The 12,581-nt window shown below is 73.6% G+C and carries 12 protein-coding genes; 5 read left to right on the forward strand and 7 right to left on the reverse strand.

Features of this window, described 5'->3' with window-relative positions; genetic code table 11:
* Positions 1-118: 118 nt before the first annotated feature.
* From E1166_RS25100 to E1166_RS25125, 6 genes are all read right to left on the reverse strand, one after another.
* The gene (locus E1166_RS25100) at positions 119-628 is read right to left on the reverse strand and encodes a GNAT family N-acetyltransferase (protein WP_132342408.1); all 510 of its coding nucleotides are present in this window, start codon (positions 626-628) and stop codon (positions 119-121) included.
* 233 nt (positions 629-861) lie between these two features.
* Complete coding sequence (locus E1166_RS25105) at positions 862-1,758, reverse strand: hypothetical protein (RefSeq protein WP_243710504.1); 897 nt, start codon at positions 1,756-1,758, stop codon at positions 862-864.
* Positions 1,759-2,173: 415 nt separating this feature from the next.
* Positions 2,174-2,665 (reverse strand): DUF3263 domain-containing protein, encoded by a 492-nt coding sequence (locus tag E1166_RS25110; protein WP_132342409.1) that lies wholly within the window; start codon positions 2,663-2,665, stop codon positions 2,174-2,176.
* A 213-nt stretch (positions 2,666-2,878) separates the two neighbouring features.
* Positions 2,879-3,892: an ABC transporter permease subunit gene (locus tag E1166_RS25115; RefSeq protein WP_132342410.1), complete on the reverse strand. Its 1,014-nt coding sequence runs from the start codon at positions 3,890-3,892 to the stop codon at positions 2,879-2,881.
* Positions 3,889-4,899 carry an ATP-binding cassette domain-containing protein gene (locus E1166_RS25120; RefSeq protein WP_132342411.1) on the reverse strand — a complete coding sequence of 337 codons (1,011 nt, stop codon included), beginning with the start codon at positions 4,897-4,899 and terminating at the stop codon, positions 3,889-3,891. Before E1166_RS25120 ends, E1166_RS25115 begins: the two co-directional genes overlap by 4 nt.
* 122 nt (positions 4,900-5,021) lie before the next feature.
* Positions 5,022-5,807, reverse strand: a complete 786-nt coding sequence (locus E1166_RS25125; protein ID WP_132342412.1) for a DeoR/GlpR family DNA-binding transcription regulator — start codon at positions 5,805-5,807, stop codon at positions 5,022-5,024.
* Positions 5,808-6,006: 199 nt separating this feature from the next.
* Here E1166_RS25125 and E1166_RS25130 point away from each other — a divergent pair, with 199 nt between their 5' ends.
* Genes E1166_RS25130 through nagA form a run of 3 tightly spaced genes read left to right on the forward strand, consistent with a single transcriptional unit; the run spans position 6,007 to position 9,073 of the window.
* On the forward strand, positions 6,007-6,936 hold the full coding sequence (locus E1166_RS25130) for a sugar isomerase (protein WP_132342413.1): 930 nt from the start codon (positions 6,007-6,009) through the stop codon (positions 6,934-6,936).
* Entirely contained in the window at positions 6,933-7,967 is a 1,035-nt protein-coding gene (locus tag E1166_RS25135; RefSeq protein ID WP_132342414.1) for an ROK family protein, read from the forward strand. The genes E1166_RS25130 and E1166_RS25135 overlap by 4 nt, the downstream gene beginning before the upstream one ends.
* Positions 7,964-9,073 (forward strand): N-acetylglucosamine-6-phosphate deacetylase, encoded by a 1,110-nt coding sequence (nagA, locus tag E1166_RS25140; RefSeq protein ID WP_132342415.1) that lies wholly within the window; start codon positions 7,964-7,966, stop codon positions 9,071-9,073. The genes E1166_RS25135 and nagA overlap by 4 nt, the downstream gene beginning before the upstream one ends.
* Positions 9,074-9,102: 29 nt before the next feature.
* Here nagA and E1166_RS25145 read toward each other — a convergent pair whose 3' ends face one another.
* A complete protein-coding gene (locus E1166_RS25145; RefSeq protein WP_132342416.1) occupies positions 9,103-10,314 on the reverse strand; it encodes a DUF4032 domain-containing protein in 1,212 nt (403 codons plus the stop codon).
* A 135-nt stretch (positions 10,315-10,449) separates the two neighbouring features.
* Here E1166_RS25145 and E1166_RS25150 point away from each other — a divergent pair, with 135 nt between their 5' ends.
* Together E1166_RS25150 and E1166_RS25155 are read left to right on the forward strand one after the other, a co-directional pair.
* On the forward strand, positions 10,450-11,211 hold the full coding sequence (locus E1166_RS25150) for a phosphatase PAP2 family protein (protein WP_132342417.1): 762 nt from the start codon (positions 10,450-10,452) through the stop codon (positions 11,209-11,211).
* Positions 11,212-11,220: 9 nt separating this feature from the next.
* Entirely contained in the window at positions 11,221-12,456 is a 1,236-nt protein-coding gene (locus E1166_RS25155) for an APC family permease (protein WP_132342418.1), read from the forward strand.
* Positions 12,457-12,581: the final 125 nt, after the last annotated feature.

Below are 12,581 nucleotides of genomic sequence, written 5' to 3' on the forward strand. Positions count from 1 at the left end.
CACCCTCACCCGAGCCCGCCCGCCGGTCAGTCGGTGGGGAGAAGATGACCCAGCGGGCCCAGGTCGAGGTTGAGGTCCTCGGGGCGAGACCGAAGTACTCCCGACGTTCGGGTAATTGTCAGAGCACTGGCGGCGTGGCGTCGAGGGAGATTTCGGCGCGTACCCGATCACCATCGTCGAACAGTTTCGCGCCGCATTTCCTGAGCACCTCGACAGCGCCCGCGTTGGCCCGGGTGGTGTCGGCCACGACGGCGTGCATACCGGCCGCCGCCGCGGCGTCCATCAACTCCCGCAGGGCAGCCACCCCGATGCCCCGCCCCCGGGCGGAGCGACCCAGCCACATCCCGGTCTCCACCACCCCGGGCTCGTCACAACGGCGCATGCGTATCATTCCGACGACCTCACCGCCGACCACGACGGCGTACATCCGGGTGCGGGTCGGGCCGTCCAGGCCGGTGAAGCTGGCCCGGTAGTAGTCCCGAAAGGCATCCCGGCGGGCCGCCGACCAGCCGGCCGGCGCGTCGACCGGGGGCATCACGTCCTCGGGTTCCGCCTCGGCCACCGCTACGGAGAGCAAGGGCTCCAGGTTTCGCTCGTCCACCGGCTCCAGTCGTACCGCACCCGTCACGTGCCGGAGTCTGCCGCTACGCCAGCCACTCGTCCAGCGTTTTGGTTCTGGACCGCCCCTCCGTCAGCCGGTTCCGGCCGGTCGGCCATCGGAGCGTCCCGTCACCCTCTGCTGTCCCCTTCGCCGTCTGGTCGCCGTAGCCGCCCTGTCGATTGGCGATCGGCCGTGAGCGGTGCCGACGACCTTGACCGATCGTGCGTCCGCTGCCGGGCGGCGGCCCGGCACACGGGCGGTCACTCCCGGGACGGGAACTCGCACAGCAGCACCGAGGCGTCGTCGGCGCGCTTGTGCCGACGCAGCCGCTCCGGATGCTCGCGCTCGGCGGCGCGTACCCGATCGACCAGCGCCCCCGGCCCCTCGGCGGTGACCAGGTCGAGCAGGCCGGCCCAGTCGAGAAGCCCGAACTGCTCGACCGCGCAGGAGGCGCCGTCGCTGAGCAGCACGGCCCGTCGGACCGCGTCCGGTCCGCGCAGCGGCAGCGTGCCGGTGAGCGCGTGGTACGCCGCGTCCGGGTCGGTCGCGGCGACCCAGTAGCCGTGGGTACGGTTCATCCGTTCCCGCTGTGCTGTGACCGCCCGCCGGAACCGGGTTTCCGGTTCGATGTCCCCCGGCAGGGTTGCCGCGATCCGGCGCAGGTCGGCTGTGGCCGAGTCGAGCCGGTCGTCCGAGACCACCGTGACCCGGCCGCCGGCCTCGAACACCAGCGGGCTGTCGCAGAGCACCAGGTAGTCGACCTCGTCGACGCCCTCCCGCAGCAGGCAGACCGTCGACGATGGGGTCCCCGGATGATCGAGGTCGCAGAGGTCCCCGTGGTCGGCGCGGACCCCGAGCAGCGCCGCCGCCAGGCTGCTCACCAGGGTCGCCGCCGGCCGGGCGGCGACCGCCAGCCCGATCCGGGCGGCCAGGTGGCGGACGAACCAGGCCGGCCCGTGTACGCACCCGGTGTCGAAGCCCTCCGGCACGGTCGCACCGTCGAGCACCCCCACCAGCGGGCCGAACCGGAACACCACGTCCTCGTTCTCCAGCCGGCCTGGCGCGGGTACCGAGACGGAACGGACCCGCATGGTCGACACCGCTCCGACCGTCCGGACGGTGTGCCCCGCCGGGTGTCGCGCCTCCGGTCCCGCCATCGGCCGCTCCTCTCCGCACGCCGGTGCGTCATCCGTACCGGCACCAGACTCACCACGATCCGCCGGGCCACGCCGCCGAGGTCCACCCCGATGCCGACACCACCGGTCAACGCCGTCGAGATCGCGGCGCCGCCCGCCTGTCCTCGGCCCGAAGCCTGGACCAGGTTGCGCGAGGTCCACGATTGCGGCAAGTCGCCGTGGACGCCGCACCGAGCCCGCAACCCGCCCGGCCGAGGGTGTCCCGGTCCCGGGCTACCCGCCCTGCTGTGGGTCATGCAGGCGAGGGCTTGGGCGGGCCTTGCCGGCCTTGTAGCTGCCACACCGGCTGCGGCATATCGCAGCCTCCCCACCACGGGATACCCCCGCATGCCGCACATGACGAACAGGGCCGACCGCCGGGTGCGGGGGCTGAGCGTCAGCGGCGGCGGGTGCGGGCGCGGGACGCGCGTAGGCGACGCAGCCGCCCCACCAGCAATGGCTCGGCGGCGAGCGCGGCCGGCCGGTCCAGCAGGGCGTTGAGCAGTTGGTAGTAGCGGGTCGCCGAGAGGCCGAAAGTGTCCCGGATGGCCTGTTCCTTGGCTCCGGCGTGCCGCCACCACTGCCGTTCGAAGGCGAGGATCCGCTGTTCCCGCTCGGTCAGGGCCTCGTCGGGCTGAGCCCCGGCACCGGCCGTGCCCCCGGCAGCGAGCCCGGCGGCATCAGCAAGCCCGGCGGCAACCGCCGCATCACCGGTACCGGCGGTGCCCGACGCAGCACCGGCGCGCGGCGCGGACTCGCCCGACGTGATCTCCACCTCGGGTACGGAGCGCGGGGGCGGGACGGCCCGTCCGGTGACGTCCGTGCCGGCCCGCGTCGGCGGCGGCTCGGGCCGGTCGACGTCGGCCGGGACGGCGTCGGCGGGGGGCATGGCGCTCCTCAGCAGGGCGGACGTCCGGTGTGGCGGGGGCCGACCGGCGGACGTCCAGCCTAACCAGGCTGGGCGACGATCGCAGCGGACGAGGCCCGTACCGAGTCGGGCTCGGTACGGACCTCGGGACGGTGCTCCGGCGGACAGGAGCCGACGGGGCGGCGTGCGGGGCACCGGCGAGTCCGGCACCGGACGCCAACCGTTCGGCGTTGGTCAGGCCACGTCGCGTCGACGCATGATCCAGAATGCCGCGAACAGGATCAGCGCCGAACCGATCCCGAACAGCAGCCCGGACTGCTGCCAGGTGATGATCATTTCCGCGGGCTCGCAGGCGCCCTGTACGAGGTTGCACGCCTCATAGTCGAGCAGCTTGTGCTGCTTCTCGAACCAGGCCATCGCGTAGGTGGACAGGACGTACCGGTCCCCGAACGAGACGCCGGCGATCGCGGTGCCGATGCGGATGCCGATCTCGCTGATGACGCCGATCCCGACCGCGACGCCGAGCGCCATCGCGGTGTGCCGGCCGAGTGAGGCGAGCGCGAAGGCCACCGCCCCCGCGACCAGGATCAGTGCCAGTGCCCGCAGTCCACCGAGTCCGACGGACTGCCACACCCCGGCGGTGACCTTCTCGGTGCTGCCGCGGGTGCTGGCGATCAGCCAGAAGGCGGCCGTCCAGAGCGCGCCGAGCAGCACGGTCACCCCGGCGAGCAGGCTCAGCAGCGCGGCCAGCTTCGTGCCGAGCACGGCCAGCCGCCTCGGTCGCCAGAGCAGCAGGTTCATCATCCCGCCGGTGCTCCATTCGGCACCGACGAAGGACGCCCCGACCACGAACCCGAACAGTGCGACCGCTCCGGCGAAGACCGCCACGATCATCTCGAACTCGCCACGGAAGTTGAACTCGTACGGCAGGCTCCACTCCGGATCGAACATGTCCGGTTGCGGCTGCCAGTCCCGGCCACAGTTCGGGCCGTACCTCTCCTCGGTCTGCTCGCCGCGCGCCTGGGCCGCGTCGCATTCGGCGACCATCTTTTCCCAGTCCTTCGCGGCCTGCCGGTACTGGGCGTCCGCGTCGGCCTGGGCCTGGGCGACGACGGCCGGGGAGCGCTGCTGGCTGGAGAAGGCCAGGGCGGTGGCGACACCGGCCAGCCCGAGCACCAGCAGGACGAGCATGATCCGGGTCAGCCGGCGCTTGGCCAGCCGGCGAAGTTCGGTGACGTACAGACTCATGCTCCCCAACCCCCTCCGGCGCGACCGGACTGCTCCGCCCCGCCGATCCGCACGGACTCGTCGACCTGGCGGTGCTGACCGGGCACCGGCGCGGTGTTGGTCAGTTCCAGGAAGACGCTCTCCAGGTCCACCGAGACCGGGGCCAGTTCGCTGGCGTACAGGTGGTGTTCGGCGAGGAGCCGGTTCACCATGGCCGGCTTCTCCACGCCGTTGAGCAGCAGGTGGTCGGGGTGTCGGGCGACGGGCACCCCGTTGCGGCTGAGCACCTCGGCGGCGGCGGCCAGGTCCTCCGCGGCGTCCAGGCGAACCCGGACGGTGCCGTGCGAGTGGGCGGCGAGCACCTCATCGACCGGGCCGAAGGCGACCCGCCGGCCCAGCGAGATGATGGTGACCGAGTCGCAGATGAGCTGGATCTCGCCGAGGATGTGACTGGAGACCACCACGGTCATCCCGGACTCGGCGAGATCGCGCATCAGGCTCCGCATCTCCCGGATGCCGCCCGGGTCGAGACCGTTGGCCGGCTCGTCGAGGATCAGCAGCTTCGGGTTCTTCAGCAGGGCGGACGCGACCGCCAGTCGCTGCTTCATGCCCAGCGAGTACGTCTTGACCCGATCGCCGGCCCGGTCGCGCAGCCCGACCAGTTCCAGCACCTCGTCGACCCGGGTGGCCGGCACCTGGCCGGCGTTGGCGAGCAGGGACAGAGTGTCCCGCGCGGTGAAGTGCGGGAAGAACTGCGGGCTCTCCACGATCGCCCCGATCTGGCCGGCCACCGTGGGCAGCGCGGCCGGCACCTCGTGGCCGAGGATGGCCATCCGGCCGCCGTCGGGCCGGATCAGGCCGAGCAGGGTGCGCAGCGTGGTGGTCTTGCCCGACCCGTTGGGTCCGAGGAAGCCGTGCACCTGCCCGGTCTCGACCCGCATGTCGAACCCGTCCAGCGCGTTGCGGACGCCGCGCCGGCGGCTCTTGTACGTCTTACGTAAGCCTTCGATCTCCAGGACAGCGGACAAGCTGTGCCTCCCCCGTTGGATGGCGTGACAGCGGACACCATACTCGGTATGGCCCGTCGGGCAATACCCGGTATGCATCGCCGCTCAGATCATCCCCGGCACACTGGCCACGCGGCGCCGGATCAGGCGCAGATGACGTGCACCCCGGCAGCCCGAAACGCCTCGACGAGCTCGGGCGCGGCACCGGAGTCGGTCACCAGCGTCTCGACCCGGTCCACCGGGCAGATCCGGGCGAAGGCGTGCCCGCCGAGCTTGGACGAGTCCGCGATGATGACCACCCGCTTGGCCCGGGCCACCATCAGGTTGTTCATCGCCGCCTCACCCTCGTGGTGGGCCGCGGCACCGAGCTGCGGGTCGACCGCGTCCACGCCGAGCAGAGCCACGTCCAGGGTGACCTCGCGCAGCAGCGCCCCGCCCAGCGGGCCGACCAGCTCGAACGACTTGGGTCGCACCACCCCGCCGGCCACCACGACCTTCATCCGCGACCGCACCAGCAGCTCGTTGGCGATGTTGAGCGCGTTGGTGACCACGGTGAGCTGGGCACCCTCGGCGCTGGTGTTGAGGTCGGGCCGCACGGCCAGGGCCCGGGCGACCTCGGTGCTGGTGGTGCCGCCGTTGAGACCGACCACGGTGCCGGGGCTGACCAGCGCCGCCGCGGCCGCGCCGATCCGCTGCTTCTCCGCCGAGTGCTTCGCGGTCTTGTAGCGCAGCGGCAGGTCGTAGCTGACCCCGTTGGCGACCGCACCACCCCGGGTCCGCGTGATCATCTGCTGCTGGGCGAGCTGGTCGAAGTCCCGCCGGATGGTGGCCTGGGAGACGTCCAGGCGCTCGGCCGCCTCCTCGACGCTGACCCGGCCGTTGTCGGTCAGCATCTCGAGCAGAGCGTTCCATCTGGCGTACCGGTCCACCGCGGGGCCTCCGTTGACTCTGCACGAACGGTGATTGATTGCGTGCACAGTAGTGCGCGAAACTAGGTGGGCGCAAAACCCTGTGTTGCGCGATGCCCAAGCCGGTTGCCACGGCAGCCCTCGCGCGCGCAGAATGACGCGCGAAAGAAGGCAGTAACGAGCCGTATTGCGCAGCCGCCGCCCGGCACGAGGAGTTCTCATGGCGTACGTCGACGCGGAGATCGCGAGCCAGCCCGATTGCTGGCGGGAGGCGGCCCGGCTCGCCGGCACCGCCACCGCCGACCTGCCCCGTCCCGGCGAGCGGGTCGCCGTCGTCGGTTGCGGCACGTCGTGGTTCATGGCGATGGCCTACGCCGGGCTGCGCGAACGCGCCGGCCACGGCGAGACCGACGCCTTCCAGGCCAGCGAGTTCCCCACCGGCCGCCGCTACGACCGGCTGATCGCCATCACTCGTTCCGGCACCACCACCGAGGTGCTCGACCTGCTCGCCGCGCTACGCGGCCGGGTGCCCGGCACGGTGCTCGTCGGCGACTGCACCTCCCCGGCTGTCGGTCTGGCCGACGCGGCCGTGACCATGCCCTTCGCCGACGAGCGGTCGGTCGTGCAGACCCGCTTCGCCACCACCGCGCTGGCACTGCTCCGCGCCCACCTGGGCGACAACGTGGAGGCCCTCGCCGCGGACGCTGAGGTGGCCGTCCGGGCCCCGCTGCCGATCGACCCGGCCCGCATCGAACAGGCCACCTTCCTCGGCCGGGGCTGGACGGTCGGGCTGGCCCAGGAGGCCGCCCTCAAGTGCCGCGAGGCGGCCACCTTCTGGGCCGAGGCGTACCCGGCGATGGACTACCGGCACGGTCCCATCTCGGTCGCCGGCCCGGGCCGCCTGGTCTGGGCGTTCGGCGAGCTGCCCGACGGGCTGCCCGAGGACGTCGCGGCCACCGGCGCCGCGTTCGTGCACAGCCGGCACCACGGCTGCCGGGCGGTGCTGGGCAGCTGGGCGGCGGGGCGTACCCCGGTCGACCCGATGGCCGACCTGATCCTCGCGCAGCGCTTCGCCGTCGCGCTCGCCACCAGCCGGGGACTCGACCCGGACGCGCCCCGGCACCTCAGCCGTTCCGTGGTCCTCGCGTGACCGACGCCCCCGCCGGGCGTGCAGAACCCGTCGTCGTCGCGCTGGACGTCGGCGGCACCGGGATCAAGTGCGCCCTGGTCGGCCAGGACGGTGCGGTGGTGCACGCCGAACGGCACCCCACCGGCGCGGAACGCGGCCCGGTCGCCGTGGTCGACACCATCCTCGACGTCGCGCAAGGGCTGGTGGAGCGGGCCCGCGCCGCCGGGCGCACCCCGGTGGCCTGTGGGATTGGCCTGCCCGGTCTGATCGACCAGAGCGCCGGGGTGGCGGTCTGGTCGGCCAACCTCGGCCTGCGGCAGGTACCGCTGCGGGAACTGGCCCGCGCCCGGACCGGGCTGCCCACGGCGCTCGGCCACGACGTGCGCCTCGGGGGCCTGGCCGAGTCCCGGCTCGGCGCGGGCCGGGGCGTCGGCCACGTCCTCTTCGTCGCCGTCGGCACCGGAATCGCCGCCGCCCACCTGGTCGGCGGGTCGGCCACCGCCGGGGCGCACGGCGCGGCCGGCGAGCTGGGGCACATCCTGGTACGCCCCGACGGGCCGCGCTGCGGCTGCGGGCGACCCGGCTGCCTGGAGGCGGTCGCCTCGGCCTCGGCGATCGGCCGCCGCTACACCGCGCTGGCCCGGTCGGCGGCGCACTCCCCCGGCGACCTCGACGTGCCGGCCCGGCCGGGCGGCGGGGCGGCCATCCCGCGTACCGCCGACGTCTCCCTGGGCGGTGCGACCTTCAGCGCTGCCGAGGTGGCCGACCGGGCGGCGGCCGGGGAGGCACTGGCCGGGCAGGTCTGGCAGGAGGCCGTCGGGGCGCTCGCCGACGGGCTGGCCACCGCCCAGGCGTTGTTCGACGTGGAGGCCATGGTGATCGGCGGCGGGCTGGCCCGGGCCGGCGCGCGACTGTTCGACCCGCTGCGCTCGGCGTTGCGGGAGCGGATCACCTTTCACCGGGAGCCGCGCCTGGTCGCGGCGGCCCTCGGCGACGAGGCGGGCTGCCTCGGCGCCGCCCTGCTCGCCCTCGACATTCTGGAGCGGCCATGACCCTGCGGGTGACCGGCAAGGTGGTGACCCCGACCGGCGTGATCCGGCAGGGGTGCGTGGAAATCAACGGCGACCGGATCACCGCGGTGGCCGAGTACCCGGCGAAGCGGGACGGGCACTGGATCGTGCCGGGCTTCGTCGACATGCACACCCACGGCGGCGGGGGGCACACCTTCACCACCGGTGACGCCGACTCGGCCCGGCAGGCCGCCGCGTTCCACCTCGGGCACGGCACCACCACCCTGCTGGCCAGCCTGGTCAGCGCCCCGTTCGCCGTGATGCGCGCGGCCACCGCCGCCCTCGCCCCGCTGGTCCGCGAGGGCGTGCTGGCCGGCGTCCACTTCGAGGGACCGTACCTGTCGGCGGCCCGGTGCGGCGCGCAGAACCCGGAGTTCCTGCGCGACCCGTCCACCGACGAACTGGCCGAACTGATCGAACTGGGTTCGGGCGCGGTCCGCATGGTGACCCTGGCCCCCGAGCGGGAGGGCGCCCTGGCCGCCATCAAGCTGCTCACCTCGCACGGGGTGGTCGCCGCGATCGGCCACACCGACGCCACGTACGCGCAGACCCGCGCCGCCGTGTCGGCCGGCGCGAGCGTCGGCACCCACCTGTTCAACGGCATGCGCCCGATCCACCACCGCGAACCGGGCCCGGTGGTGGCCCTGCTCCAGGCGCCGAGCGTCGTCTGCGAGCTGGTCGCCGACCGGGTGCACCTGCACGACGGGATGCTCGCCTTCGCCACCTCCACCGCCGGCCCGGAGCGGACCGCGTTGATCACCGACGCGATGGCCGCCGCCGGCATGCCCGACGGCCGCTACGAGCTGGGCGGGCAGGAGGTGCTGGTCGCCGACGGGGTGGCCCGGCTGGCCCGCGACGGCGCCCTCGCAGGCAGCACCCTCACCATGGACGCCGCGCTGCGGCACGCCGTCGGCAGCGGCGTCCCGATGCCGGACGCCGTCCGCATGATCGCCACCACCCCGGCCCGGGCGATCGGGCTCGGCGACCGGGTCGGTGCGCTCCGGGCCGGTCTCCGCGCCGACCTGGTCGTCCTCGACGACGACCTGTCCGTGGTCCGGGTGATGCGCGCCGGGTCCTGGCTGGAGTGACCGGCGCGGCGAGGTGAGGCGGACCGCCGTCAGCCCGCCGACGGCACCTCGACGCCGAGCACGGCCTGCTCGTCCGGCCGGTGGACCAGAACCTCGGAGAGGTACGACTGCACCGCCGGGCCCATGCCGACGTCCCGGCCGGCTCGCTCGGAGAGCAGCCACTTGTGCTCGATGATCTGCGCGAAGATCTCCTGCGGCTCCAGCTTGCGGCGCAGGTGCGCCGGCACCGCCCGGACCACCGGCTCGAACACCTCGGTCAGCCAGCGGTGGGCGGCCTGCTGCTCGTCAGCCAGGTCGCTCTCCATCCGGTAGGCGTCCAGGTCGTTGAGCAACCGGCGAGCCTGGTTCTCCTCGGCGTCCAGGCCGGTCAGGCGCAGCAGCCGACGGGTGTGGTAGCCGGCGTCGACCACCTTGGGTCGGACCAGGTAGCGGCCGTTGTCGACGGTCGACATGGCCACCTCGGCCACGTCGAAACCCAGCTCGTTGAGGCGGCGGATCCGGCCCTCGATGTCGTGCCGGGCCTCCCGCTCGATCTGCTGCTCGTAGGTGATCTCGTGCCAGAGGCGCTCGTAGCGCTGCACGACCTCCTCGCAGACCACCTCGGGATCGATCGACTCGTGCAGCAACCCGGCGGCCTGCAGATCCAGCGCCTCACCGAAGATGTTGACCCGGGCGATCTCCAGGTCCTCGCCACGCTGGCCGTTGGAAAGCGAGCGGTGCAGCGCCCCGGTCTCGGCGTCGACCAGGTACGCGGCGAACGCGCCCGCGTCCCGCCGGAACAGGGTGTTCGACAGCGAGCAGTCGCCCCAGAAGAAGCCGGTCAGGTGCATCCGCACCAGCAGCACCGCCAGGGCGTCCAGCAGTCGCCCCATGGTCTCCGGCCGCACCGTATGGGAGAACAGCGCCCGGTACGGCAGCGAGAACTGCAGATGCCGGGTGATCAGCACCGGAGCGAGCGGCTCCCCGTCGTCGCCCTGCCGGTCGGCCACGATCGCGATCGCCTCCACCGACGGGAAGTCGATCCGCTCCAACGCGCGGAGCAGGTCGTACTCCCGTTCGGCGACCCGCTCGCCGGTCTCCTTGACCGCGTACACGTAGTCGCCGAGCCGGACGAACCGCACGACGTGCCGGGAGATGCCCTGGGGCAGCGCCACCAGGTGGTGCGCAGGCCACTGCTCCAGCGGTGTCGACCAGGGAAGGTCGAGTAGCGCCGGGTCGACGAGGGCCGAGGTGATCCGCACGGGGACAAGTGTGAAGGGTGTCCCCGCCGAGTGCTGCTGATCGTGGCTCGGCACACATCGATCGCGCCGCCACCCGGCCCGCGCCACCCGGCCCGCGCCGGCCGGCCGCCGCCGGAGGGCCGGTAGCGTGATCGCGTGCGGGAAACCACGAGGGTACGCGGCGTGCCGCGGCCGGTACGCCCCGCCGGCTGGTGGTGCGACGCCCTCTTGCTGGCCGGTCTGGTCGCGCTGACCGTGGCGCTCGCCACCGGTCACCTGTTCGGTGTGGATCGGGCGGTGGCCGACTGGGCGCAGGCACACCGGCCGGCGGCGGCGTACTGGACGGCGGTGGTCTTCAACTACCTCGGCCAGGGCAGTCCGCTGACGCTGACCGCCGCCGGACTGGGCGTGCTGCTGGCGGTCCGGCTCCGCTCGGTCCGGCCGGTGCTGCCGCCGGTGGTGGCGTTCGCGCTCACCGCCCTGACCATCGGCCCGCTGAAGGTGTGGACCGCCCGCCCGGCGCCCAGCGCCAGCGTGAAGGAGCCTTATCTGACGCCCGAGCAGACCCTGCCGCTGTTCCAGCACGACCTGCCGGTGCGGTTCGCCCAGTCGTACCCGTCCGGGCACGTGGCCAACGCGATCGTCTGGTACGGCGTGATCGCCCTGCTGCTCGTACCGCTGCTGCGCACCGCCGGCCGGCGGATGCCGCCCCGGGTGGTCACCGTCGTGCGGGTGGCGCCGCCGCTGGTGGTCCTCTTCACCACCACCTACCTGGGCTGGCACTGGCTGACCGACTCGGTGGCCGGGCTGCTGCTCGGTCTGCTGCTGGACCGGTTGCTGCGCCGGGTGCCGTGGGACCGGGTGCCGTTACCGGGCCGGTTGCGGGCCTGGGACCGGCCGTTCACCTCGATCACCTAGCCTCCGGCCATGGACCAGCTCCGACGGCGGTTGGGCGTACCCGACGCGGTGGTCATCGGCCTCGGGTCGATGCTCGGCGCGGGCGTCTTCGTGGTCTTCGCACCGGCAGCCGCGACGGCCGGCGGCGCCGGCCTGCTGGCGGCTCTGGCCGTGGCCGGGTTCATCGCGTTCTGCAACGCGACCAGCTCGGCCCGGCTGGCGGCCCGCCACCCGGAGTCCGGCGGCACCTACGTGTACGGGCGGGAGCGGCTGGGCCCGTTCGCCGGGTTTCTCGCCGGCTGGGGGTTCGTGGTCGGCAAGACGGCGAGCTGTGCGGCGATGGCGCTGACCATCGGGGCGTACCTCTGGCCGGCGCAGACCCGGCTGGTCGCGGTCGCCGCCGTGCTCGCGGTGACCGTGGTGAACCTGCGCGGCATCGCCAAGACGGCCGCCGCGACGGCGGTGCTGGTGACCCTGGTGCTGGCCGTGCTGGCCCTGGTGGTGGTGACCGGGTTGACCGCCGGCGGCGTTCAACTCGACCGGCTCACCGCGGGTGGCGGCTCCGCCCGCGGGGTGCTCACCGCCGCCGGGCTGCTCTTCTTCGCCTTCGCCGGGTACGCCCGGATCGCCACCCTCGGTGAGGAGGTACGGGACCCGGAGCGGACCATCCCCCGGGCCGTCCCGCTGGCCCTCGGTGTGGTGCTGGCGATCTACCTGGTGCTCGCTGTGGTCGCGGTCGGGGTGCTCGGCGCCGACCGGCTGGCCGCCTCCGCCGCGCCCCTGGTCGACGTGGTCACCGCTGCCGGGCTGCCCGGCCTGGCCTGGGTGGTCCGGGCCGGTGCGGCGATCGCGGTGACCGGGGTGCTGCTCTCCCTGCTCGCCGGGGTGGGCCGAACACTGCTGGCGATGGCCCGTCGGCGCGACGTGCCCGGGGCGCTGGCCGCGGTGCACCCGGTGCACCAGGTGCCGCACCGGGCCGAGCTGGCGGTCGCCGCCGTGGTGGTCCTGGTGGTGCTGCTCGGTGACGTCCGGCACGCGATCGGCTTTTCCAGTTGCACGGTGTTGGTCTACTACGCGATCACCAACGCCGCCGCGCTGCGGCTGGGGCCCGACCCGGCGCGTAGGCTCCCGGTGCGGGCGCTGGCGGTGGCGGGGCTGGTCGGTTGCCTGCTGCTCGCGGCCAACCTGCCGCCGGGCAGCGTCCTCGCCGGCGTCGCCGTGCTCGCCCTCGGCGCCACCTGGTACGCCCTGCGCCCCCGCCACTGACCCACGGGCCGGGCCGCCGGAAGGCGCGACGTACCCAAGACCCTCAAGCCTCAGCGGCCGTCCCGGTGCACCAGGTGCCGCACCGGGCCGAGCTGGCGGTCGCCGCCGTGGTGGTCCTGGTGGTG

The organism is Micromonospora sp. KC213 (genome assembly GCF_004348325.1).
Lineage (GTDB): Bacteria > Actinomycetota > Actinomycetes > Mycobacteriales > Micromonosporaceae > Micromonospora.